Annotated in this window: 19 protein-coding genes; 4 read left to right on the forward strand and 15 right to left on the reverse strand. The window is 74.3% G+C overall.

What is annotated here, in order from left to right:
- Window positions 1-22 precede the first annotated feature (22 nt).
- From ACLJTM_RS07360 to ACLJTM_RS07375, 4 genes are all read right to left on the reverse strand, one after another.
- The gene (locus tag ACLJTM_RS07360; protein WP_411102599.1) at window positions 23-1,804 is read right to left on the reverse strand and encodes an ABC transporter ATP-binding protein; all 1,782 of its coding nucleotides are present in this window, start codon (window positions 1,802-1,804) and stop codon (window positions 23-25) included.
- Window positions 1,801-3,663, reverse strand: coding sequence for an ABC transporter transmembrane domain-containing protein (locus tag ACLJTM_RS07365; RefSeq protein ID WP_411102600.1), 1,863 nt, complete (start codon window positions 3,661-3,663; stop codon window positions 1,801-1,803). The genes ACLJTM_RS07360 and ACLJTM_RS07365 overlap by 4 nt, the downstream gene beginning before the upstream one ends.
- A gap of 147 nt (window positions 3,664-3,810) precedes the next feature.
- Window positions 3,811-6,747, reverse strand: a complete 2,937-nt coding sequence (locus ACLJTM_RS07370) for an FAD-binding and (Fe-S)-binding domain-containing protein (RefSeq protein WP_411102601.1) — start codon at window positions 6,745-6,747, stop codon at window positions 3,811-3,813.
- A 57-nt stretch (window positions 6,748-6,804) separates the two neighbouring features.
- Window positions 6,805-7,272 carry a MarR family winged helix-turn-helix transcriptional regulator gene (locus ACLJTM_RS07375; RefSeq protein ID WP_411102602.1) on the reverse strand — a complete coding sequence of 156 codons (468 nt, stop codon included), beginning with the start codon at window positions 7,270-7,272 and terminating at the stop codon, window positions 6,805-6,807.
- An 85-nt stretch (window positions 7,273-7,357) separates the two neighbouring features.
- Here ACLJTM_RS07375 and ACLJTM_RS07380 point away from each other — a divergent pair, with 85 nt between their 5' ends.
- Window positions 7,358-9,220 carry an ABC transporter ATP-binding protein gene (locus ACLJTM_RS07380; RefSeq protein ID WP_411102603.1) on the forward strand — a complete coding sequence of 621 codons (1,863 nt, stop codon included), beginning with the start codon at window positions 7,358-7,360 and terminating at the stop codon, window positions 9,218-9,220.
- Window positions 9,221-9,626: 406 nt separating this feature from the next.
- On the opposite strand, the gene ACLJTM_RS07385 is transcribed toward ACLJTM_RS07380, so the two are convergent.
- The 10 genes from ACLJTM_RS07385 to ACLJTM_RS07430 all read right to left on the reverse strand — a co-directional run bounded on the left by ACLJTM_RS07385 (window position 9,627) and on the right by ACLJTM_RS07430 (window position 17,456).
- The gene (locus ACLJTM_RS07385) at window positions 9,627-10,709 is read right to left on the reverse strand and encodes an NAD(P)-binding domain-containing protein (protein ID WP_411102604.1); all 1,083 of its coding nucleotides are present in this window, start codon (window positions 10,707-10,709) and stop codon (window positions 9,627-9,629) included.
- A gap of 67 nt (window positions 10,710-10,776) precedes the next feature.
- Window positions 10,777-11,871, reverse strand: coding sequence for an LLM class flavin-dependent oxidoreductase (locus ACLJTM_RS07390; RefSeq protein WP_411102605.1), 1,095 nt, complete (start codon window positions 11,869-11,871; stop codon window positions 10,777-10,779).
- Entirely contained in the window at window positions 11,871-12,911 is a 1,041-nt protein-coding gene (locus ACLJTM_RS07395) for an ABC transporter substrate-binding protein (RefSeq protein ID WP_411102606.1), read from the reverse strand. Before ACLJTM_RS07395 ends, ACLJTM_RS07390 begins: the two co-directional genes overlap by 1 nt.
- 104 nt (window positions 12,912-13,015) lie before the next feature.
- Window positions 13,016-13,738 carry an ABC transporter ATP-binding protein gene (locus ACLJTM_RS07400; RefSeq protein ID WP_411102607.1) on the reverse strand — a complete coding sequence of 241 codons (723 nt, stop codon included), beginning with the start codon at window positions 13,736-13,738 and terminating at the stop codon, window positions 13,016-13,018.
- Complete coding sequence (locus ACLJTM_RS07405; protein ID WP_411102608.1) at window positions 13,711-14,586, reverse strand: ABC transporter permease; 876 nt, start codon at window positions 14,584-14,586, stop codon at window positions 13,711-13,713. Before ACLJTM_RS07405 ends, ACLJTM_RS07400 begins: the two co-directional genes overlap by 28 nt.
- Window positions 14,587-14,986: 400 nt before the next feature.
- The gene (locus tag ACLJTM_RS07410) at window positions 14,987-15,088 is read right to left on the reverse strand and encodes a putative leader peptide (RefSeq protein WP_411102609.1); all 102 of its coding nucleotides are present in this window, start codon (window positions 15,086-15,088) and stop codon (window positions 14,987-14,989) included.
- A gap of 172 nt (window positions 15,089-15,260) precedes the next feature.
- A complete protein-coding gene (locus ACLJTM_RS07415; protein ID WP_411102610.1) occupies window positions 15,261-15,734 on the reverse strand; it encodes a hypothetical protein in 474 nt (157 codons plus the stop codon).
- A gap of 17 nt (window positions 15,735-15,751) precedes the next feature.
- The gene (locus tag ACLJTM_RS07420) at window positions 15,752-16,000 is read right to left on the reverse strand and encodes a hypothetical protein (RefSeq protein ID WP_411102611.1); all 249 of its coding nucleotides are present in this window, start codon (window positions 15,998-16,000) and stop codon (window positions 15,752-15,754) included.
- A gap of 252 nt (window positions 16,001-16,252) precedes the next feature.
- The gene (locus tag ACLJTM_RS07425) at window positions 16,253-16,930 is read right to left on the reverse strand and encodes an HAD family hydrolase (protein ID WP_411102612.1); all 678 of its coding nucleotides are present in this window, start codon (window positions 16,928-16,930) and stop codon (window positions 16,253-16,255) included.
- Window positions 16,931-16,982: 52 nt separating this feature from the next.
- Entirely contained in the window at window positions 16,983-17,456 is a 474-nt protein-coding gene (locus ACLJTM_RS07430; protein ID WP_411102613.1) for an Lrp/AsnC family transcriptional regulator, read from the reverse strand.
- Between the two features lie 275 nt (window positions 17,457-17,731).
- Here ACLJTM_RS07430 and ACLJTM_RS07435 point away from each other — a divergent pair, with 275 nt between their 5' ends.
- The 3 genes from ACLJTM_RS07435 (at window position 17,732) to ACLJTM_RS07445 (ending at window position 21,872) form a co-directional block, all read left to right on the forward strand.
- Window positions 17,732-19,240, forward strand: a complete 1,509-nt coding sequence (locus ACLJTM_RS07435) for an SDR family oxidoreductase (protein ID WP_411102614.1) — start codon at window positions 17,732-17,734, stop codon at window positions 19,238-19,240.
- Window positions 19,241-19,448: 208 nt separating this feature from the next.
- Window positions 19,449-20,849, forward strand: coding sequence for a cryptochrome/photolyase family protein (locus ACLJTM_RS07440; RefSeq protein ID WP_411102615.1), 1,401 nt, complete (start codon window positions 19,449-19,451; stop codon window positions 20,847-20,849).
- A gap of 9 nt (window positions 20,850-20,858) precedes the next feature.
- Window positions 20,859-21,872, forward strand: a complete 1,014-nt coding sequence (locus tag ACLJTM_RS07445; protein WP_411102616.1) for a MerR family transcriptional regulator — start codon at window positions 20,859-20,861, stop codon at window positions 21,870-21,872.
- Here the strand turns inward: ACLJTM_RS07445 and ACLJTM_RS07450 are convergent.
- Window positions 21,796-22,371: an RNA polymerase sigma factor gene (locus ACLJTM_RS07450; protein WP_411102617.1), complete on the reverse strand. Its 576-nt coding sequence runs from the start codon at window positions 22,369-22,371 to the stop codon at window positions 21,796-21,798. The two genes, ACLJTM_RS07445 and ACLJTM_RS07450, sit on opposite strands and share 77 nt — an antisense overlap.
- Between the last annotated feature and the right edge of the window lie 12 nt (window positions 22,372-22,383).

The raw sequence follows: 22,383 nt of genomic DNA on the forward strand, positions 1-22,383 counted from the left end.
GGGCTTCGGGGGCGGGGCCGGCTCAGCCGTGCCAGGAGCGCCACAGTGCTGCGTAGGCGCCGTCCGCCGCGACGAGCTCGTCGTGCGAGCCGAGCTCGCTGATGCGTCCGCCCTCGACCACCGCGATCACGTCCGCGTCGTGCGCGGTGTGCAGCCGGTGGGCGATCGCGATCACCGTACGGCCGTCCAGCACCCGGGCGAGGGAACGCTCCAGGTGCCGTGCCGCGCGCGGGTCCAGCAGCGAGGTGGCCTCGTCCAGCACCAGCGTGTGCGGGTCCGCCAGCACCAGCCGGGCCAGCGCGACCTGCTGGGCCTGCGCCGGGGTCAGCACCGTGCCCCCGGAGCCGACCCCGGTGTCCAGGCCGGCCTCGAAGGCCCGCGCCCACCCCTCGGCGTCCACCGCTTCCAGCGCCGCCCACAGCTCCGCGTCCGCGGCCCCGGTCCGGGCCAGCCGCAGATTGTCCCGCAGCGAGCCCACGAACACGTGGTGCTCCTGGTTGACCAGCGCCACGTGCTCGCGCACCCGCTCCGCCGGCATGTCCGACAGCTGCGCCCCTCCCAGGGTGACCTCGCCGGTCCGCGGCGCGTAGATGCCCGCCAGGAGGCGGCCCAGGGTGGACTTGCCCGCGCCCGAGGGGCCGACCAGCGCCATCCGGGTGCCCGGCGGTACCGCCATGGACACCTCGTGCAGGACGTCCACGCCCTCCCGGTAGCCGAACCGGACCTCCTGGGCGCGTACGTCCCGCCCCGCGGGCGACACCTCCGCGTCGCCCGCGTCCGGCTCGATCTCCCGTACGCCCACCAGGCGGCCCAGCGACACCTGGGCGATCTGCAGCTCGTCGTACCAGCGCAGGATCAGGCCGATCGGATCGACCATCATCTGGGCGAGGAGCGCACCGGTGGTCAGCTGGCCCACCGTCATCCAGCCCTGGATGACGCAGTAGCCGCCGATCAGCAGGACCGAGCCGAGAATCGTGATGAAGGTGGCGTTGATGACGGGGAAGAGGACGGTGCGCAGGAAGAGCGTGTACCGCTCCCACGCGGTCCACTCCTTGATCCGGCGCTCCGACAGCGCGATCCGGTCCGGCCCCAGGCGGTGCGCCTCGACCGTGCGGCCCGCGTCCACGGTCTCGGTGAGCGCCGCCGCGACCGCCGCGTACCCGGCCGCCTCCGAGCGGTAGGCCGACGGGGCGCGCCGGAAGTACCAGCGGCAGCCCAGGACCAGCACCGGCAGCGCGGTCAGCGCCGCCAGCGCCAGCGGCGGTGCGGTGACGGCCAGCGCACCGAACAGGAGCCCCACCCACACCACGCCGATCGCCAGCTGCGGCACGGCCTCGCGCATCGCATTGGCCAGCCGGTCGATGTCCGTGGTGATCCGCGACAGCAGGTCACCGGTCCCGGCGCGCTCCAGGACGCCCGGCGGCAGCGCCACCGAACGCACCAGGAAGTCCTCGCGCAGATCGGCCAGCATCTCCTCGCCGAGCATGGCGCCGCGCAGCCGTACCAGCCGCACGAACAGCGTCTGCACGACCAGGGCCAGTGCGAACACCAGCGCCACGCGGCCCAGATGCAGTTCGCGGGAGCCGGCGGCCAGTCCGTCCACGACCCGGCCCAGCAGATAGGGGCCCACCATCGAGGCGATCACCGCGACCGCGTTGACCGCCACCAGCGCCAGGAAGGCGCGACGGTGGCGGCGGAACAGTGCGCGGACGTAGCCCCGGACGGTCGCTGACGAGCCCACGGGCAGGGTCGCGGCCGTCTCGGGGGCCGCCGGATCGTACTGCGGCGGCGCCACGCCGATCATGCGGACTCCTCGATCTCGGTGAGGGCTTCTTCAAGCCGGTTCAGTTCCAGGCGGGCGAGCCGCTGCTCGTCCTCCGTCTCGCGGGTGACGACCGCCCGGTAGAGCGGTTCCTCGCGCAACAGCTCGCGGTGCGCGCCGACCGCCGCCACCTTGCCCTCGTGGACCAGGACGACCCGGTCGGCGCGGTCCAGCAGCAGGGGTGAGGACGCCATGGCCACGGTGGTGCGTCCGGTGCGCAGGGCCGCGACGCCCTCCGCGATCCGGGCCTCGGTGTGCGAGTCGACCGCCGAGGTCGGCTCGTCCAGGACCAGCACCTCCGGGTCGGTCACCAGGGACCGCGCCAGGGCGAGCCGCTGGCGCTGGCCCCCGGACAGGGACCGGCCGCGCTCGGTGATCCGGGCGTCCATCGGGTCCTCGACCCCGTCCGGCGCCGACTGCAGCAAGGCTTGCAGCACGTCCCCGCACTGCGCCGCCTCCAGCGCCTCGGCCGCCCCGACCGCTCCGGACGCCGGTACGTCGAACAGCTCGCGCAGCGTGCCGGACAGCAGCACCGGGTCCTTGTCCTGGACGAGGACCAGCGTGCGCGCGGTGTCCAGGGGCAGGTCGTCCAGCGCCACCCCGCCCAGGAGCACCGAGGGACCGGCCTCCGCGGCCGCGTCGTCCATCGGGTGGCCGCCCAGCCGCTCCGCGAGGCGGCCCGCCAGGTCCGGGTCGCCGCACACCACGGCGGTGAACATGCCCGCGGGAGCCAGCACCCCGGTCTGCGGGTCGTACAGGTCCCCGCCCGGGGCGGGCGGCCGTACCGCCGCAGCCCGCCCCGCCGGCTGCCCTTCGGCGGCCGGGGCGTCCGGTCCGCCGGGGTCCGTCCGGGTCAGGGACAGCACCCGGGCGGCCCGCTGGGCGGAGGGGCGCGAGAAGGAGTACGCCATGGCGATCTCCTCGAAGTGCCGCAGCGGGTAGAGCAGGGTGGCCACGGCGCTGAAGGCCGCGACGAGTTCCCCCACCTCGATGCGCCCGTCCAGGACGAGAGCGGACCCGTACCAGACCACGGTGATCATCAGAGCGCCCGGCAGCAGCACCTGGATCGCCGCGATCAGCGCCCACATCCGGGCGCTGCGCACGGCGGCCCTGCGTACCTCCTGGGAGGCCTCGCGGTAGCGGCCGAGGAACAGCTCCTCACCGCCGATGCCCCGCAGGACGCGCAGACCGGCGACGGTGTCCGCGGCGAGTTCGGTGGCCTTGCCCGCCTTCTCCCGCTGGACGTCCGCACGCCGGGTGGCGCGGGGCAGCAGCGGCAGCGCGGCGAGCGCGACGACCGGTACGCCGACGGCCACGACCGCGCCCAGCTCGGGCGCGTAGAACAGCAGGCCGACGCAGACGATGACGACGGCGAACGCGGCTGCGAGGAAGCGGGAGACCGCCTCGACGAACCAGCCGATCTTCTCCACGTCGCCGGTGGAGACGGCGACCACCTCGCCCGCCGCGACCCGGCGGGTCAGCGCGGAGCCCAACTCGGCGGTCTTGCGCGCCAGCAGCTGCTGTACGCGCGCGGCGGCGGTGATCCAGTTGGTGACGGCGGTGCGGTGGAGCATCGCGTCACCGACGCCGATGGCGACGCCGAGCAGCGCGAGCAGCGCGCCGACCAGGAGCAGCCGGCCCCCGTCGCGGTTGACGACCGCCTCGACGCCCAAGCCCACCGCGTACGGCAGTCCGGCGACTCCGGAGAAGTGCACCAGCCCCCAGGCCAGGCTCTTGAGTTGGCCGCCGATCTGCCCCCGGCCCAGCCAGACCAGGAACCGGGGCCCGGAACGGGCGTCGGGTACCCCGGGGTCCGGATACGGAAGATCGCTGATCTGCATGACGCCCCATGACTGGTCGATTGGCCCAAACAGTGCAAGGTTCGTCTTCCGGACCGGGCTCCGGCAAACGATTTTCCGCCCGCCGGAGGCCGCCGCGACGAGGTCTTCTGCCGTTGCGGAGGGCGTCGTCGCAGCTCGTGGCCTCGGTCAGGGGCGAGTGGCGCGCTCCAGTTCGAGCAGCACCGAGGCGTAGCCGTGTCCGGTGGCGCGCTCCATGCCCACCTCGCACATCCGGTTCGCCGAGAGGTACGCGTCGAAGCTCCGCGCCGTGACCTCCGCGCCTTCCCGGGCGGTGGCGGAAGCCGTCAGCTCGGGGTGCAGCATCCCGCGGTCGCCCGCGAAGGCGCAGCAGCCCGCGTCGTCCGGGACCACCACCTCGTGGGCACAGGCCTCGGCGACGGCACGCAGCTGCGCCACATCGCCCAAGTGCTGCATGGAGCAGGTGGGATGGAGCACCGCCGAACCCGCCCTCCGCAGGACCTCCAGATGGGGCAGCAGCTCCTCGGCCGCCCACACGACCGAGTCCACGATCCGCAACTCGGCGTGCAGCGCCCGGTTGTCCTCGCTGAGGTACGGGACCACCTCGTGGGCCAGGCCCAGCGTGCACGAGGAGGCGTCGACCACCAGCGGCAGGCGCCCGCCGGCCGTCCACCCCCAGGCGGCCTCGACGATGCGGTCGGCCATCACCCGGTTGCCGGCGTCGTACCCCTTGGAATGCCAGATGGTTGCGCAGCAGGTGCCGGTCACGTCGGTCGGGATCCACACGGGCTTCCCGGCGCGCCGGGACACCGCGACGACGGCCTCGGGCAGGGAGGGGCCCGGGTCGCCCGCGGGTCCACCGAAGATCCGGTTGACGCAGGCCGGGTAGTACACGGCCGCCGCGCCCACCCGCTCGGTGGCGGGCAGTCGGCGGGCCGCGGCGCCGGGGACCTGCGGGAGCCACTGCGGCACCAGGTCCGGACGCAGGGCCTTGCGCGCGGCGCCCGTGACGGCTGCCAGGAACCGGTCCCCGACCCGGTCGGTGATCTTGCCTGCGGCCGCGACGGCCAGCCGTGCGGCCGTCTCGACCGCCCGGAACCGGCGCGCGGCCAGCTCCGCGGCGCGCTCCTCGCGCGGACCGTGCCGCCGGTGGCGGAAGTCCCGCATCAGCGCGCCGGTGTCGATCCCGACCGGGCAGGCGAGCCGGCAGGTGGAATCACCGGCGCAGGTGTCCACGGCGTCGTAGCCGTAGGCGTCGAGCAGGGCGTCCAGCACCGGGGAGCCCGGCTGCTGGCGCGTCATCTCGCGGCGCAGCACGATCCGCTGGCGCGGGGTGGTGGTCAGGTCCCCGCTGGGGCAGGTCGGTTCGCAGAACCCGCACTCGATGCACGGGTCGGCCGGCGCCTCCACCCGCGGGATGGTCTTCAGGCCGCGCAGATGGGCCCGCGGGTCGCGGTCGAGCAGCACGCGCGGGGCGAGCACCCCGTCCGGGTCGACGGTCCGCTTGGTGCGCCACATCAGCTCGGTGGCCTTGGGGCCCCATTCCAGTTCCAGGTAGGGCGCCATGTTGCGGCCGGTGGAGTGCTCGGCCTTCAGGGAGCCGTCGAAGCGGTCCACGGTGAGTCGGCAGAACGCGTCCATGAAGGCCGCGTACCGCTCGACGTCCGCGGGGTCGGCGGCGTCGAAGGCGAGCAGGAAGTGCAGGTTGCCGTGGGCCGCGTGACCGGCGACGGCCGCGTCGAAGCCGTGCCGGGCCTGCAGTGCGAGCAGCGCTTCGCAGGCCTCGGCCAGCCGCGAGGGCGGCACGGCGAAGTCCTCGGTGATCAGGGTGGTGCCGGGGGCGCGGGCTCCGCCGACCGCGGTGACGAAGGCCTTGCGGGCCTTCCAGTAGCCGGCGATGGCCGCGGGGTCGCGCGTGAAGGCGTTGGTGACGGAGGGCACCGGCGCCACGAGGTCGAGTCCGGCGAGCACCTGCGCCGCCCGGCGCTCGTACGCGGTGCGGCCGGCTTCGTCCGGGGCCCGGAACTCCACCAGCAGCGCGGCCGTCTCCCGGGGCAGGCCGGCCCAGTCCGCGGGGACGCCGGCCACGCTGACCGAGGCCCGCAGGGTGTTGCCGTCCATGAGCTCGACGGCGAGCGCGCCGGCCGCGTTGAACCGCGGCACCGCCGCGGCCGCCGCGGTGAGGGAGGGGAAGAACAGCAGGGCGCTGGTCAGCAGGCGGTCCAGCGGGAGGGTGTCCAGGACGACCTCGGCGATGAACCCCAGCGTGCCCTCGGAGCCGACCATGAGGCCGCGCAGGACCTGCACGGGCGTGGCGCCGTCCAGGTAGGCGTCGAGCCGGTAGCCGGTGGTGTTCTTGATCTCGTACTTGGCGCGGATGCGGGCGACCAGCTCCGGATCGGCCTCGATCTCCCGCTTGATGTCCATCAGCCCGCGGCACAGCGCCGGTTCGGCGTGCGCCAGCGCCTCGTCGGCCTGCGGGTCGGCGGTGTCCACGACGGTGCCGCCGGGCAGCACGAAGGTGAGCGAGGAGAGGGTGCGGTACGCGTTGCGCGTGGTGCCCGCCGTCATGCCGGAGGCGTTGTTCGCGACGACTCCGCCGAGGGTGCAGGCGAGGGCGCTGGCCGGGTCGGGTCCGAGGACCCGGCCGTGCCGGGCGAGGGCGGCATTGGCGCGGACGACCGTGGTGCCGGGCCGGATCCTGGCGCGCAGCCCGCCGTCGAGGACCTCGACCCCGGACCAGTGGCGGCGCACGTCGACCAGGATGTCCTCACCCTGCGCCTGCCCGTTGAGCGAGGTCCCGGCGGCGCGGAAGACGACGTCGCGCCGGCGGCCGCGGGCGTATGACAGGACGGCGGAGACGTCGTCCAGGTCCTCGGCGACCACCACGACCTGGGGGACGAAGCGGTAGGGGGAGGCGTCGGAGGCGTAGCGGACGAGGTCCGAGACCTTCCCCAGCACCTTCTCGGCGCCCAGCAGGTCGGACAGTTCGCTGCGCAGCGGCTCGGGCGTGCCGGCCGCCCGGTGGCCGGGCACCCGGTCAGGGGCGGGGGCGCCGGCGCCGCGGGGGCGCAGGGCCCCCGGGTCCGGTTCCAGCAGCGGCATGTGCGTCCCCTCACCCACTCGCGGCCACGCGTGGCCCCCGGCGGCCTCCCGGCCCTCTCAGCAGCGGTGCTCGGCGGGCGCGGGGGCGTCCGTCAGAGCGTTCAGCAGACTGCCGAGCACCTCGCGCTGTTCGGCGGTCAACGGAGCAAGGATCTCCTCTGCCGCGTCGGTCCGCGCGTTGCGCAGGCGGCGCAGCGTGGCGCGACCGGTCTCGGTGAGCTCGATCCTTATGACCCGCCGGTTCGCCGGATCGGGCACGCGCCGTACGCATCCGGCGGCCTCCAAGCCGTCCACGAGCGTGGTGACGGCGCGGGGCACCACCTCCAGGCGGGCGGCGAGATCAGCCATTCGGGGGGCCTCTTCGCGGTCGTGCTGGGAGACCAGGCGCAGCAGCCGGGACTGCGCCGGAGTGATGCCGAGCGGCTCCAGATGGCGTTTCTGGATGCGGTGGAGCCGTCGGGTCAGGCGCAGCAGCTGCTCCGCGAGAACGCCGTCTGTGGTGTCGGTCTCGGAAGAGGTCCTCATACTGGGAACAGTATCAGGACCAGATTCATTGTGAGTATAGGTAACAATGAGCTATGCTCATGCGAGTCTCGTCAGAAGGAGGCCCATGCGCCCCGAAGAACCGAAGTGGACCCCATCGAAAGAATCCCTCGACCCCAGCCGCCCCGGTCCGGCGGAGCGGCCGCGGGAGCTGCGCCGGATCGTCGGCCTCTTCCGGCCCTACCGCGGCCGGCTCGCCGTCGTCGGCCTGCTCGTCGGAGCCTCCTCGCTGGTCGGCGTCGCCTCGCCGTTCCTGCTCAAGGAGATACTCGACGTCGCGATACCTCAGGGCCGCACCGGACTGCTCAGCCTGCTCGCCCTCGGCATGATCCTCACGGCCGTGGTCACCAGCGTCTTCGGCGTGCTGCAGACCTTCATCTCCACCACCGTCGGCCAGCGCGTCATGCACGACCTGCGCACCGCCGTCTATGCGCAGCTCCAGCGGATGCCCCTGGCCTTCTTCACCCGGACACGCACCGGCGAGGTCCAGTCCCGCATCGCCAATGACATCGGCGGCATGCAGGCCACCGTCACCTCCACGGCGACCTCGCTGGTCTCCAACCTCACCGCCGTCATCGCCTCCGTGGTCGCCATGCTCGCCCTCGACTGGCGGCTGACCCTGGTCTCGCTGCTCCTGCTCCCCGCCTTCGTGTGGATCAGCCGCCGGGTCGGGCGCGAGCGCAAGAAGATCACCTTCCAGCGGCAGAAGCAGATGGCCGCCATGGCCGCCACGGTCACCGAGTCCCTGTCGGTCAGCGGCATCCTCCTCGGGCGCACCATGGGCCGCTCCGACTCGCTCACCTCCGCCTTCTCCGAGGAGTCCGAGAAGCTGGTGGACCTGGAGGTGCGCTCCAGCATGGCCGGGCGCTGGCGGATGTCCACCATCGGCATCGTCATGGCCGCCATGCCCGCGCTCATCTACTGGGCCGCGGGCCTGGCCCTGCAGTCCGGCGCCCCCTCGCTGTCCGTGGGCACCCTCGTCGCCTTCGTGACCCTCCAGCAGGGCCTCTTCCGGCCCGCCGTCAGCCTGCTGTCGACCGGAGTGCAGATACAGACCTCGCTCGCCCTGTTCTCCCGCATCTTCGAGTACCTCGACCTGCCGGTGGACATCACCGAGCGCGAGGACGCGGTGCGGCTGGACCGGGCCAAGGGAGAGGTGCGGCTGGAGGAGGTGGACTTCGGCTACGACACCGAGAACGGCCCGACCCTCAAGGGCATCGACATCACGGTTCCGGCGGGCGGCTCCCTCGCCGTGGTCGGACCGACCGGCTCCGGCAAGAGCACGCTCAGCTACCTGGTGCCCCGGCTCTACGACGTGACGGGCGGCCGCGTCACCCTCGACGGGGTGGACGTGCGCGACCTCGACTTCGACTCCCTCGCCCGGTCCATCGGTGTCGTCTCCCAGGAGACCTACCTCTTCCATGCCTCGGTCGCGGACAACCTGCGGTTCGCCAAACCGGACGCCACCGACGAGGAGATGGTCGAGGCGGCGCGCGCGGCGCAGATACACGACCACATCGCCTCCCTCCCCGACGGGTACGACACCCTGGTCGGTGAGCGCGGATACCGCTTCTCCGGCGGGGAGAAGCAGCGCCTGGCCATCGCGCGCACCATCCTGCGGGACCCGCCGGTGCTCATCCTCGACGAGGCCACCAGCGCCCTGGACACCCGTACCGAGCAGGCCGTCCAGCAGGCCATCGACCACCTGTCCGCGGGGCGTACCACCATCACCATCGCGCACCGCCTCTCCACCGTCCGCGACGCCGACCAGATCGTGGTCCTGGACGCGGGGCGGATAGCCGAGCGCGGAACGCACGAGGAGCTCCTGGAGGCGGACGGCCGGTACGCGGCCCTGGTCCGCCGCGATCAGGAAACCGCCCGCGCCCCGGAGGCGGCCCCGGCCGCGGAACTGGCTCCCGTGAACGTGTGAGCGCAGGACATCCCAGTACGGGCCCAGGACAGGCCCCAGACCGGGTGGCGGACGTGCCACGGATTCAGGGGCCGGCGTTCCGGCAGGGGCCGTGAGAGCGCCGGCCGCCGCAGCGCCGTTCCCGACACACTCGCCGGGGTGGGGCGGTCAGACCTGCGTGGTGCAGGCCGCCCGCGGGAAGCCGGCGAACCGGTCCAGGCTTAGGGCGGACGGCCCCCGACACGGCCGAGGCCGCACGACTGGCCCCCACCCGCACGCCAAGTCGGTGCCGCTACAGCGGGACTCCACCCGCACCTGCGCGCTCAGCCGGAGCGCGGTGGACGCCACGCTCGCCGGCACCCGGATGGACAGCCCCCTCCCCTTCGGCGTGCGCCGGAGCGGCGGGCAGCCGACCGTCCCCGCCGCTTCAGCCGACGGGCACCGGCGTCCGGTCCCGGTCCAGCATGCGGCGGATCTCCTGGACAGCGGCGCGGCCCGCCCGGTTGGCGCCGATCGTCGATGCCGAGGGCCCGTAGCCGACCAGGTGGACGCGTGCGTCGCGGACGGCCCGGGTCCCCTCGACGCGGATGCCCCCGCCGGCCTCGCGCAGATGCAGCGGCGCCAGGTGCTCGACGGCGGCGCGGAAGCCGGTCGCCCACAGGATGACGTCGGCGTCCACCCTGCGGCCGTCCTCCCACACCGCACCGGTGAGGGTGAGCCGGTCGAACACCGGCCGGCGCTCCAGCACCCCGGAGTCCAGGCCGGCCCGGACGGCCTCGGTGAGGGGGAGGCCGGTGACGCTGACCACGCTCTGCGGCGGCAGTCCCCGACGCACCCGCTCGTCCACCAGGGCCACCGCGGCCCGCCCCTCGGCCTCCCCGAAGCCCCCGTCGCGGAACACCGGCGGCCGGCGCGTCACCCAGGTGGTCGCCGCCGCGACCTCGGAGATCTCCAGCAGGTGCTGCACCGCGGAGGTGCCCCCGCCCACGACGATCACCCGGGCTCCGGCGAACTCCTGCGGCCCCGGGTAGTTCGCGGTGTGCACCTGGCGCCCGCGGAACGCCTCCTGGCCCGGGTAGCGCGGCCAGAAGGGCCGGTCCCAGGTTCCGGTGGCGTTGATCAGGGCCCGGGCGGACCAGGTCCCGGCCGGGGTCTCGACCCGCAGCCTGCCCCCGTCCCCCTCGCGTACGGCTGTGACGTCCACCGGACGGCGCACTCGCAGGCCGAAGCGGCGCTCGTACGCGTCGAAGTACGCGGGGACCACCTCCGACGAGGGGCGCAGCGGGTCGGCGCCCACGAGTTCCATGCCGGGCAGCGCGTGCATCCCGTGCACCTTGCCGTAGGTCAGCGACGGCCAGCGGAACTGCCAGGCTCCGCCCGGGCGGGGGGAGTGGTCCAGGACCACGTGGCCGATCCCCGCCCGGCCGAGGTGGTAGGCGCTGGACAGGCCCGCCTGCCCGGCGCCGACCACCACCACGTCGACCTCTGCGACCTCTGTCCTGCCCGTCATGTCGTTCACGGTTCTACCAACTCGTGGGGGACGCCGGATCTTCCCGTCCGCCCCGGCCGGCGCCCCGCTACGGTGCGAGCAGGCCGCGGGCCGCCAGCTCGGGGGTCACCCCCTCGCCGAACCAGTACGCCTCCTCCAGGTGCGGGTAGCCCGACAGGACGAAGTTCTCGATCCCGAGCGCGTGGTACTCCTCGATCCGGTCGGCCACGTCGCCATGGCTGCCCACCAGCGCCGTGCCCGCGCCGCCGCGGACCAGCCCGACCCCCGCCCACAGGTTCGGCGCGATCTCCAGCTTGTCGCGCGAGCCGCCGTGCAGGGCGAGCATCCGCTGCTGGCCCACCGATTCGCTCGCCCCGAGCAGTGACTGGGCCCGCGCGATGTCCGCGTCGTCCAGATCGGCCAGCAGCCGGTCCGCAGCGCCCCAGGCCTCCTTCGCCGAGTCCCGGGAGACGGTGTGCAGCCGGATGCCGAAGCGGACCGTCCGTCCGCGCTCCTCGGCGAGCGAGCGGATCCAGTCGATCTTCTCCTTCACCTGTTGCGGGGGTTCGCCCCAGGTCAGGTACACATCGGCGTGCTCGGCGGCCACCGGGCCGGCCGCGGCCGAGGACCCGCCGAAGAAGATCTCGGGCAGCGGGTCGGGCGGAACGGCGGTCAGCCCGCCGTCGATCCGGTAGTGCTCGCCGTGGAAGTCGTACGGCGTCCCGCCCCACACCCCCCGGACCACTGACAGGAACTCGGCGGTCCGCTCGTAGCGGCGGTCGTGGTCCAGGTGGTCGCCGAACCGCCGCTGCTCGGCGGAGTCCCCGCCCGTCACCACGTTCAGCAGGAGCCTGCCGCGGGTGATCCGCTGGTAGGTGGCAGCCATCTGGGCCGCCAGCGTCGGCGAGACCACGCCGGGCCGGAAGGCCACCAGGAACTTCAGCCGTTCCGTGTGCTGGGCCAGCGCCACCGTGGTCAGCCAGGCGTCCTCGCACCAGGTCCCGGTGGGGGTCAGCACCGCCTCGAAGCCGAGCCGTTCGGCCGCCTTGGCGATCTGGGCGAGGTATTCGATGTCCGGTTCGCGCACCCCGGGTGCGGCCGTGTTGTGCGCGTAGGCGTGCCGGTCGACCAGGGTGCGGCCGTCCCCGCCGGTGGGCAGGAACCAGTGCAGGCGGACGGTCATCAGGAGTCCTTCGCATACGACCGAGGGGCGGTGGTGGAGGGCGGCAGGGTGCCGTTGAAGCGGGTGTCGACGAAGTCCTTGAAGGCGACCTTGCCGGGGATCAGCTTCAGGTCCGTGAAGGTGTCGGCGATCTTCTGCTCGGAGGCCACGGCCGCGTCGTCCACGGCGACCGCGACCCGGGTGCCGTTGCTGCGCTTGACCGCGTCGAAGGCGACCTCGTAGGGCAGGCCGGTCTCCTTCGCCCAGACCTTCGCCCACTCCTGCGGATGCTCGTACACCCAGTCCTGGGCGCGCCGCAGCCGGGTCAGGTAGTCGCCGATGGCCTTGCTCTTCGCCGGGTCCTCCAGGGCTGCGGGGGCCGCGACCTGGAATCCCAGGCCGTTGACCGCCCCCTCCCCGGAGGTGAGGACCCGGGCGCCGGAGCGCAGCACCTGGGAGGTGTACGGGTCCCACACCGCCCAGGCGTCGACGGCGCCGCTGTTGAAGGCGGCCAGCGCGTCCGCCGGCTGGAGGAAGCTGATCGTCACATCGGTGGGCTTCAGGCCTGCCTGGGCGAGCGCCGTCAGCAGTTGGAAGTGCGCCGAACTGCCCTGGGCCACCGCAATCTTCTTGCCGCGCAGTTCGGCCGGGGACTGGAGGGCCGAACCCTTGGGCACCAGGACCGCCTCGCCGGCGGAGGAGCCGTGCGAGGCCGCCACCACCGCGATCTTCGATTTGGCGCCCGCGGCGAAGACCGGCGGGGTGTTGCCGACGCCGCCGATGTCCACGGCCTTGGCGTTGACGGCCTCCAGAAGGGGCGGCCCGGAGGTGAAAGTGGACCACTTGATGCCGTAGTCGAGGCCGTCCAGTTCACCGGCGGCCCGCAGCAGCGACTCGCTGCCGCCCTTCTGGTCGCCGACGCTGAGCGTGACCTTGGCGCCGTCCTGCCCGGCTGCCGCCGAGCCGGTGTCGGCGGCGGAGCTGCCGCCGCAGGCGGTCAGCGCCAGCGACAGCGGTACCAGGGAGGCGAGCAGGGACAGGGGCAGGGAGTGACGTCTCATGTCGGTGTCTTCGTTCTCTCGTACGCGGAAGGGGCGGAACGGGGTGGAGCGGGACGGCCGGGCCGGGCCGGAAGGTGATCGGGGACGGGGGGCGAAGAGGCGGCTCAGCCGACGCCCAGTTCGGCCAGGAGCCGTGAGCGCAGGGCCGCGAAGCCCGCTTGGCCGACCTCGCGGGGCCGCTCCAGGTCGACCCGGGTGTCGTAGGCGATCCGGCCCTCGTCCATCACCAGGACGCGGTCGGCGAGCAGCACGGCCTCGTCGACGTCGTGCGTGACCAGCAGCACCGCGCAGCCGCGCCGCTGCCACAACCGGGCCACCAGCTGCTGCGCCTTGATCCGGGTCAGCGCGTCGAGGGCGCCGAACGGCTCGTCCAGCAGCAGCAGATCGGGCTCGCGGACCAGCGCCCTGGCCAGCGAGGCCCGCTGGGCCTCACCGCCGGACAGGGTCTTGGGCCAGGCGTCCGTGCGGTGTTCCAGTCCGACCTCGGCCAGCGCCCGTTCGGCGCGTTCGCGCACGGGGCGCCCGGGCAGGCCGAGCAGGACGTTGCGCCAGACGCGCTTCCAGGGCATCAGGCGCGGGGCCTGGAAGGCCACGGCCCGGCGCTCGGGCACCAGTACCTCGCCCTCGATCTCCCGGTCCAGGCCCGCCAGGATGCGCAGCAGGGTGGACTTGCCGCAGCCGCTGCGGCCCAGCAGCACGGTGAACTCGCCTGCCTGCAGCGTCAGGTCGAGTCCGTGGATGACGACCCGCCCGCCGAAGGACCGGGTCAGCCCGGTGACCCGTACGGCGGCGGCGGTGGCTACTGTCCCGTGAACGTCGGTCGCCATTGCAGCAGCAGCCTTTCGAGGAGGCGGACGAGGAGGTCGGCGGTCAGGCCGAGGAAGGCGTACACGACGAGGCAGACGACGATCACGTCGGTGCGGAAGAACTCGCGGGCCTGGTTCATCAGGAAGCCGATGCCGGCGTCCGCGTTGATGGACTCGCCGAAGACCAGGGCCAGCCAGGCCGTCGCGAGCGAGTAGCGCAGCCCCGTCATGAACCCGGGGAGGGCGCCGGGCAGCACCACGTGCCGCACCAGACCCCACCGGCCGAGTCCCAGGGCCCCGCCCGCCTCGATGAGCTGCTCGTCCACCCCGCGGATGCCCGCGTACACGTTGAGGTACAGGTGGAAGGCGGTTCCGAGGGCGATGAGGGCGACCTTCGGGGCCTCCCCGATGCCCATCCAGATGATGAACAGCGGGATGAGGCCCACCCACGGCACGGTGCGCAGCATCTGCACGCTCGCGTCGATGAGGTCCTCGCCGAGACGCGACAGGCCCGACAGCAGCGCGAGGACGGTGCCGGCGGTGCCGCCGATCACCAGGCCGATCGCCACGCGCTGCAGGGAGACGGCCATGGCGCCGGGCAGCGTCCCATCCCCGACGAGGTCCGCTCCGGCGGCCGCGATGGTCGACGGCGGCGCCAGGGTGTCGGCGGGCAACCAGCCGACGGTGCTGGCGACTTGCCACAGGGCGAGGAGCAGCAGGGGGCCGGAGGTCCTGCGGACCCAGCGGGGCACCGACCGCCGGCGCGCGGAGGTCGGGACGACCGCCACGAGGGCGGGGGAGGGGGCGGGCAGCTCCTCGGGTCGTGACGTGAGCGAGAGGTCCGGCGGTGGCGCATGGCTGATGCTCATGGGGGCTCCACGGAAGTGCGGGTGGGAGGCGGTGCGATGACGTGACGGCGCCACGACGCGACGGCGTGATGACAGGACGGCGTGATGACGGCGTGAAGGCATGACGTCGTGCCGGCGCGACGCCGGCCGGGGCGACGGAGTACACGGGAGGGGTGCACGCGAGGGGAGGGGTACGGGAGGGGTGCGGGCGGGGTGACGTGTGCCGCGGCCGGTCCGGCCCCCGGTGCGGTGGGGCGGAACCGGGCCGAGGCCCGGAAGGTCCGGCCGGTCAGGCCGTCCGGGAAGGGCGGCAGGCTCCGTGCGGCCGGGCGGTACGGAGGACCGCAGCCCGGGGGTCCCCGGTCAGCTCAGGATGCGCGGACGACGAGCGCGAGGCGCTCGGGCACGGCGGAAAAGGGCGTCAGCAGCCGCGGCGACACGCGGCGGAGGCCACCCGCAGCAGGTCGATGTGACCGCGCGTGGTGAGCATGACTGACTGCAACATGCGGCGAAACCTAGCCATCCGGTGGGGACCGGGTCAATGGGCGTCTCGTTCCCTGGACGCTCCGTCTCCCCTTCCGGACACGCGGACGAGCCGCCGGCCCGGGTGCGGGGCGGCGGCTCGTGGTGCAGGCAGCGGGCGGGGGAGGGGGCGGACGGGGACGGCGGGGGCTCGTTCCGGGCGCCGGCGGAGGTCAGTCCGACGCGGCGATCCAGGCGGCCAGTTGCTCCGGGGTCGTCGACGGATCGGCGACCAGGGTGGCGAGTTCGTCCTCCTGGAACGTGGCCGTGGTGACGGCGGGACAGCGGTGGCAGGCATCCACGCCCGTCTGCTGCCACCACTGGCACGTGGCGCGCAGGTGGCACCGTGGAACCGCACGGGCGTCCGCCGGGGCCGGCAGGGCCAGCACCCGTTCCACCAGGGTGCAGTCGTCGCCCCGGCGGTTGGCGCACCCGGTGACGCAGTGCGAGGCGAACCGCAGGACGCGGGTCGGCTCGATCCCCTCGGGGACGGCGCCGAGCACCTCGGACGCCGGGACCGGGTCGGCGAGGTAGGCCACCCGGCCGTCCGCCCCCGAGCGGACGCCGAGGACCACCGCCTCGGGTGCCCGGGCGTCGCTGCTCGGGCACCAGGTCGCCGGAGCCGCCACTGACGTGTCGGTTGCCACGGTGCTCACCCTTCCCGTCAGCCGTCGATCGCGTCGTGCGAGGCGTCCAGGGCCTTGCCGACGGGCCCGCCGATGGTGCCCTGGAGGCCGAGCGCCTGTTCCTGCTCCACCGCCTGGGCAAGGCTGTCGTGCAGCTGCTGCACGGACGTGATGCGCTCGGGGGCGGACGGGGCCGCCTGGGCCGCGCCGACTGCGCCGATCACGATGCCCGCGGCGATCACGACCGCGGCGCCACCGGCCGCGAGCTTGTTCTTCTTCGGATTCATCAGGGCCTCTCCTCGTGCGGAGCGGCGGGGCCCGCCGCTGTTCCCGCCCCGAGGCTAGGAGCTGACACAGCGGCAAAGGGGCAGTTTCCAGGGGCAGTTGGGACCTGCCGCACCGCGAACACGGCGACCACCGCGACCGTGACCACCACGACCGCGGCGACGGCCGCGACCACGGCGACCACGACGACCCCCGGGCCCCCTGCGCCCCCCGCTCCCCCCGCGCCCCGCGACGACGCGGCGACCGCCGGTCCGTCAGTCGGTCGGGCGGGCGCGCACCCAGTCGTAGGCCGTGTCCGCACGGAACTCCCGCTGCCCGCCCGCGAAGAGCAGGCCGGCCTCCGCGAAGGCGGCGTCTCCCGGCGTCCGCGGCGCGTACGGGACCGCCACGCAGTCCATGCCGGCGGCCCGCGCGGCCAGCACTCCGGGCGCCGCGTCCTCGACGACCACACAGTCGGCGGGCCCGACCCCCAGCCGCCGGGCGGCCTCCAGGAACACGTCCGGGGCGGGCTTGCCGTGCGCGACCTCCTCGGCGGACACCACGGTGGTCAGCACGGCGTCCAGGCCGGTGCCGGCCAGGACGGCTTCGATCGCCTCGCGGGAGGATCCGGAGGCCACCGCCGTCGGCACCCCTTCCGCGTGCAGCCGCTCCGCGAACTTGCGCATCTCGGGGAAGACCTCGGTCCCGGCGCGGGCCAGCTCCAGGTATGCGGCGTTCTGCTCGGCGAGCAACCGGTCCACGGGCGTCCGGATCGCGTACCGCTCCTTGAGGATCTGCAAGGTTTCGAGCGTGCCGATGCCGATGAATCGGGCGTGCTGCTCCCAGGAGAAATCCGGCACGCCGTGGCGTGCCAAGGTGCGGCGTCCGGACTCGTAGTAGTTCGGCTCGCTGTCCACGAGCGTGCCGTCGAGATCGAATATGACGGATTTCATCCGCTGCGCCCGTCCTGCCGGTCATGTCCTGTATAGACCAGTCTGGCAGGTGCTACCGGGCTGCCCGTCCCACCGCCTCGACCAGGGGCAGCAGCCGGTGGGCCACCCGCTCGCGCAGGGCGACCTCGGTGCGCGTGCGGACCACGCCGGGGAGCCGGATGAGCCGCTGGATCACATCTTCCAGGTGTGCGTTGTCCCGGGCTGCCACCCGCGTGAGGAGGTCCCCGCCCCCGGTGATCGAAAAGGCCTCGATGATCTCGGGTACGGCCGCCAGCGCGTCGCCGACCTCGTCCAGGTGACCCTGGGTGACCTCGATGTGCACGAAGGCCAGCACCGGATGGCCCAGCGCGGCCGGAGAGAGCACGGGGCCGCTGCCGGTGATCACCCCGGTGCGTTCCAGCCGGTCCAGCCGCGCCTGCAGGGTCCCCCGTGCGACGCCGAGGAGGCGGGCGTATTCGCGGACGCTGGTGCGCGGCCGCTCGATCAGCAGACGCAGGATCCTCGTGTCGAGCTCGTCCACCGGCATGCCGTGACTGTACCAATGGCCCGCTTCCTCCGGATCTGGCGCGGTGCCTGGTACGGAGCCCGTCCCGGCCGGCGGGCGCATCCGACCGGTACGCCGCGACCGAATCCCGTACGGGGTGCGCCGGCAGCCACCACACCCGTGCGACCGGTGGCCCGGCGCCGGCGAAGCGGTGTTCCGGCGGACCGGGCCCGCCCCGGTGGGCAGGCGCACCGGCGGCCGCCCCAGCAGACTGGCCAGGACGCCCACCAGGACGGGCACGAGGAGCGGAGACAGTCATGACGGGCCTGAACTGCCTGGTCACCGGCGCCACCGGCTACATCGGCGGTCGGCTGGTGCCCGAACTGCTCGATGCCGGACACCACGTCCGGTGCCTGGCCCGCACCCCGGAGAAGCTCCGGGACCACGTCTGGGCCGGCCGGGCCGAGGTGGTCCGCGGCGACGTCACCGACGCCGCGTCGGTGGCATCGGCGCTGCAGGGCATCCACGTGGCCTACTACCTCGTCCACGCCCTGAACGCCGGATCCGGTTTCGAGGAACGCGACCGCGCCGCCGCCCGCCTCTTCGCGGAGCAGGCCGAGGCCGCGGGCGTCCGCCGGATCGTCTACCTGGGCGGTCTCGCCCCCGCGGACGTCCCGGCCCGGGAGCTCTCCCCGCACCTGCGCTCCCGCGCGGAGGTCGGCGAGATCCTGCTCGCCGGTGCCGTCCCCGCCGCGGTCCTGCGCGCCGCGGTGATCATCGGCTCCGGATCCGCCTCCTTCGAGATGCTGCGCTACCTCACCGAGCGGCTGCCCGTCATGGTCACCCCGAGCTGGGTGTCCACCCGCTGCCAGCCCATCGCCGTCCGCGACGTACTGCGCTACCTGGTCGGCTGCGCCACCCTCCCGGCCGAAGTGGACCGCGCCTTCGACATCGGCGGGCCCGACGTGCTGACCTACGAGGAGATGATGCGCCGCTACGCCGTGATCGCCGAACTCCCCCACCGGCTCATCCTGCGCGTACCGATGCTGACCCCCCGCCTGTCCAGCCACTGGATCGGGCTGGTCACGCCCGTACCGCGGGCCCTGGCCAGGCCGCTCGCCGAATCGCTGCGGCACGAGGTCGTCTGCGCGGAACACGACATCGCCCGGTACGTCCCCGACCCTCCCGGCGCCCCCATCGGCGTCGACCAGGCCCTCGACCTGGCGCTGCGGCGGGTACGGGAGGCCGACGTCACCACCCGGTGGTCCTCGGCCTCGCTGCCCGGAGCGCCCAGCGACCCGCTGCCCACCGACCCCGACTGGGCGGGCGGCAGCCTCTACACCGACCACCGCGAGCGCGACGTCAACGCCTCGCCCGGCGCCCTGTGGCGGGTGGTCGAGGGCATCGGCGGCACGAACGGCTGGTACTCCTTCCCGCTGGCCTGGGCGGTACGCGGCTGGCTCGACCGGCTGGTCGGCGGCGTCGGCATCCGCCGCGGCCGCCGGGACGCGGCCCGGCTCCGGGTGGGGGACTCGCTGGACTTCTGGCGGGTGGAGGAGATCGAACCGGGCCGCCTGCTCCGCCTGCGCGCCGAGATGCGGCTGCCGGGGCTGGCGTGGCTGGAGATGTACGTGGAGCCCGGCCCGGGCGGTACGGGCCGCAGCCCGGCCGTGTCCCGGTTCCGCCAGCGCGCCCTCTTCCACCCCCACGGGCTGCTCGGCCACCTCTACTGGTGGAGCGTCTCCCCCTTCCACGCCGTGGTCTTCGGCGGCATGGCCCGCAACATCGCCCGGGCCGCGGAGCGCCTGGACACCGGGGGCCGCTGACCCCCGGCCCGCCGGGGGCCGAACCCGTACGCGGGCACGGCGGGACCGAACCCGTCCGCCCGCCGGGCCCGTCCGCTCGCCGGCCCCGTCCGCCGGCCCGTCCGCCCCCGCCGGCCCGCGCGGGCACGCCGCATCCGGCCGGGGGCCGTCCGGCGAAGTACCCCTTGACAGCCGACCGATCCCGGTCCCGAACGCGGAGCGAGAGCCCATGAACGTCGCGGTGGTCCTCTACACCTCCGACCTGCGCCTGCACGACCATCCGCCGCTGCGCGCGGCCCTGTCCTCGGGGGACCGGGTGGTCCCGCTGTTCGTCCGCGACCGCGCCGTCGCGGCCGCCGGATTCGCCCCGCCCAACCGGCAGGCCTTCCTCGCCGACTGCCTTGCCGACCTGGACGCCGGGCTCCGCGAGCGCGGCGGCCGCCTGGTGGTCCGCTCCGGTGAGGTCGTCGCCGAGGTGTGCGCCCTCGTCCGGGAGGCCGACGCCGACGAGGTGCACATGGCCGCCGGAGTCAGCGGGTACGCCCACGCCCGTGAGGGACGGCTGCGCGAGGCCCTCGAAGCCGAGGGCCGCCGGCTCTACGTGCACGACACCGTCGTCACCGCCCAGGCACCCGGGGCCGTCCGTCCCACGGGCTCCGACCACTTCGCCGTCTTCACCCCGTACTTCCGCCGCTGGAACGAACTGCCCCCGCGGGCGGCCGCCCCCGCCCCGCGCGCCGTCCGGGTGCCCGAGGGCATCGGCTCCGAACCGCTGCCCACCCGCGCCGCCGTCACCGGGGCCTCCCCGGGCCTCGCCCGCGGCGGCGAGACCGAGGCCCGGCGCATGCTGACGGGCTGGCTGCGCTCCGGCGTGACGCGCTACGAGGACAGCCACGACGACATGGCGGGCGATGCCACCTCCCGGCTCTCCCCGCACCTGCACTTCGGCACCCTCTCGCCCACCGAGGCCGTCCACCGCAGCCGGGCGGCCGGCGGACCCGGCGCCGAGGCCTTCGTCCGCCAGCTGTGCTGGCGCGACTTCCACTACCAGGTGCTCGCCGCCCGTCCCCGGTCCGCCGCCGAGGACTACCGCACCCGCGGCGACCACTGGCGCACCGGACCCGCCGCCGAGGAGGAGGTGCAGGCCTGGAAGGAGGGCCGCACCGGGTACCCGGTGGTGGACGCGGCGATGCGGCAGCTCCGCCACGAGGGCTGGATGCACAACCGTGCGCGGCTGCTGGCCGCCAGTTTCCTGACCAAGACCCTGTACGTCGACTGGCGGACCGGGGCGCGCCACTTCCTCGACCTCCTGGTGGACGGGGACCTCGCCAACAACCAGATGAACTGGCAGTGGGTCGCCGGAACCGGCACCGACACCCGCCCGAACCGGGTGCTGAACCCCGTCCGCCAAGCCCTGCGGTACGACCCGCAGGGCCGCTACGTGCACCGCTGGGTGCCGGAGCTCGCCGGGCTCGCCGCCCCGCGCCTGCACGAGCCGTGGCGGCTGCCCGAGGAGGAGCGCGCCCGCTACGACTACCCCGACCCGCTGGTGGAACTGGCCGACGGGCAGCAGCGGTTCCGGCAGGGACGGGACGGTGGACGCGCGTCGGACACCGGCCGCCCGTCGTAGGGTGATCGTGTGCAGTCCGACCCCTCGCCCCAGGCGCCGCACGCACTCCCCGCCGCCGCGCTGAGCACCGGCGCCGTGGCCCGGCACCTCGGGGTCTCACCGACGACGCTGCGCTCCTGGGAGCGCCGCTACGCGATCGGCCCCGCCCGCAGGGAGGACGGCCGCCACCGCCGCTGGACCCCGCAGGACATCGCCCGCCTGGAACTGATGTGCCGCCTCACCGCCCGGGGGGTGCCCCCCGGCGAGGCCGCCCGGGCCGCCCGCGGCGCGGCGCCCGCGGTCCGCGCCCGGCCCCCGCAGGGCGGGCCGGGCGGGCAGGGGGCCCTGCCCCTGGGGGAGGTCCGGCCCGAGTGCCGGGGGCTCGCGCGGGCCGCCGTACGCCTCGACGCGTCGGCCGTGCAGGAACTCCTGGAAGCCGCCCTCGCCGAACTCGGCCTGCTCACCGCGTGGGAGGAGGTCATCGCACCGACCCTGCACGCCGTCGGCCGCAAGTGGGCCTCGGCGGGGGAGCGGTACATCGAGGTGGAACACCTGCTGTCCTGGCAAGTGTCCGGGGTCCTGCACCGGATACGGCCCGCTCCGGCACAGGCCCGTACCGCGCCCGTCCTGCTGGCCTGCGCCCCCGGTGAACAGCACACTCTGCCCGTCGAAGCACTCGCCGCCGCCCTCGGCGAACGGGGCGTGCCGGTCAGGATGTTCGGTGCGGCCCTGCCCGCCGAGGCACTGTGCGACGCGGTCCGGCGCACCGGGCCGCGGGCCGTCGTGCTGTGGGCGCAGTCCCGGGCGACCGCCGACCCCGCGCTGGCCCGCTCGGTGGCCGGCATCGAATGGGGCCTGCGCGGGGCCCGCGGCCATTCGGCGCTGCTGCTCGCCGGACCCGGCTGGGGAGCGGGCACGCCCGACCCGCGGGCCGAGCGGCTGTTCGGGCTGCGCTCGGGCCTCGATGTCATCGTGCGGCTGGCAGCGGACGGGCCTCCAGCGACTGGCGCAGCACCTGCAGGGCCCGCCGCATGTGACTCTTGACCGTACCCAGCGGCAGCCCGGTGCGGGCCGCGATCTGCGTCTGGGTCAGGTCCCCGTAGAAGGCCAGGCGTATCACCCGCTGCTGCGCCGACGGCAGCCGGGCCAGTTCACCCAGGACCAGGACCCGGTCCAGGACCCGCTCCGGCTCCGGCGCCGGAGGCGTCCGGGCGCCGGGCCGGGGCGCGAACTCCTCGTAGGCGCGCGCCGCGGCCGTCGCCGCCCGGGCCCGCCGGGTCCGCGCCTCCAGCGCGTCGGCCACCTTGTGCCGGGTGATGCCCGTGAGCCAGGCCCCCAGGCCGCCCGGCCCCGGCCGGAAGCCGCCCCGGCCGCGCCAGGCCGCGAGGAAGACCTGCTGCGTCACGTCCTCGGCCTCCCGGTCGTCGCCCAGCGAACGGCGCGCCAGGGAATGCACCAGCGGCCGCCACCGCAGGTAGACGTCCTCCATGCAGTGTTCGTCGCCCGCCGCGAAACCTGCCGCGATGCGTTGCTCGTCGTCCATGGCCCGAGCCTC

The sequence above is a fragment of the Streptomyces sp. cmx-4-9 genome (assembly GCF_046548835.1).
Lineage (GTDB): Bacteria > Actinomycetota > Actinomycetes > Streptomycetales > Streptomycetaceae > Streptomyces.

What these genes read in the sequence shown, in the direction of transcription:
- ACLJTM_RS07420 (WP_411102611.1), bottom strand. Translation starts at nt 16,000, where the DNA reads ATGAATCCGAAGAAGAACAAGCTCGCGGCCGGTGGCGCCGCGGTCGTG.
- ACLJTM_RS07435 (WP_411102614.1), top strand. Translation starts at nt 17,732, where the DNA reads ATGACGGGCCTGAACTGCCTGGTCACCGGCGCCACCGGCTACATCGGC.
- ACLJTM_RS07365 (WP_411102600.1), bottom strand. Translation starts at nt 3,663, where the DNA reads ATGCAGATCAGCGATCTTCCGTATCCGGACCCCGGGGTACCCGACGCC.
- ACLJTM_RS07425 (WP_411102612.1), bottom strand. Translation starts at nt 16,930, where the DNA reads ATGAAATCCGTCATATTCGATCTCGACGGCACGCTCGTGGACAGCGAG.
- ACLJTM_RS07370 (WP_411102601.1), bottom strand. Translation starts at nt 6,747, where the DNA reads ATGCCGCTGCTGGAACCGGACCCGGGGGCCCTGCGCCCCCGCGGCGCC.
- ACLJTM_RS07390 (WP_411102605.1), bottom strand. Translation starts at nt 11,871, where the DNA reads ATGACCGTCCGCCTGCACTGGTTCCTGCCCACCGGCGGGGACGGCCGC.
- ACLJTM_RS07360 (WP_411102599.1), bottom strand. Translation starts at nt 1,804, where the DNA reads ATGATCGGCGTGGCGCCGCCGCAGTACGATCCGGCGGCCCCCGAGACG.
- ACLJTM_RS07385 (WP_411102604.1), bottom strand. Translation starts at nt 10,709, where the DNA reads ATGACGGGCAGGACAGAGGTCGCAGAGGTCGACGTGGTGGTGGTCGGC.
- ACLJTM_RS07380 (WP_411102603.1), top strand. Translation starts at nt 7,358, where the DNA reads ATGCGCCCCGAAGAACCGAAGTGGACCCCATCGAAAGAATCCCTCGAC.
- ACLJTM_RS07440 (WP_411102615.1), top strand. Translation starts at nt 19,449, where the DNA reads ATGAACGTCGCGGTGGTCCTCTACACCTCCGACCTGCGCCTGCACGAC.
- ACLJTM_RS07395 (WP_411102606.1), bottom strand. Translation starts at nt 12,911, where the DNA reads ATGAGACGTCACTCCCTGCCCCTGTCCCTGCTCGCCTCCCTGGTACCG.
- ACLJTM_RS07375 (WP_411102602.1), bottom strand. Translation starts at nt 7,272, where the DNA reads ATGAGGACCTCTTCCGAGACCGACACCACAGACGGCGTTCTCGCGGAG.
- ACLJTM_RS07400 (WP_411102607.1), bottom strand. Translation starts at nt 13,738, where the DNA reads ATGGCGACCGACGTTCACGGGACAGTAGCCACCGCCGCCGCCGTACGG.
- ACLJTM_RS07430 (WP_411102613.1), bottom strand. Translation starts at nt 17,456, where the DNA reads ATGCCGGTGGACGAGCTCGACACGAGGATCCTGCGTCTGCTGATCGAG.
- ACLJTM_RS07405 (WP_411102608.1), bottom strand. Translation starts at nt 14,586, where the DNA reads ATGAGCATCAGCCATGCGCCACCGCCGGACCTCTCGCTCACGTCACGA.
- ACLJTM_RS07410 (WP_411102609.1), bottom strand. Translation starts at nt 15,088, where the DNA reads ATGGCTAGGTTTCGCCGCATGTTGCAGTCAGTCATGCTCACCACGCGC.
- ACLJTM_RS07450 (WP_411102617.1), bottom strand. Translation starts at nt 22,371, where the DNA reads ATGGACGACGAGCAACGCATCGCGGCAGGTTTCGCGGCGGGCGACGAA.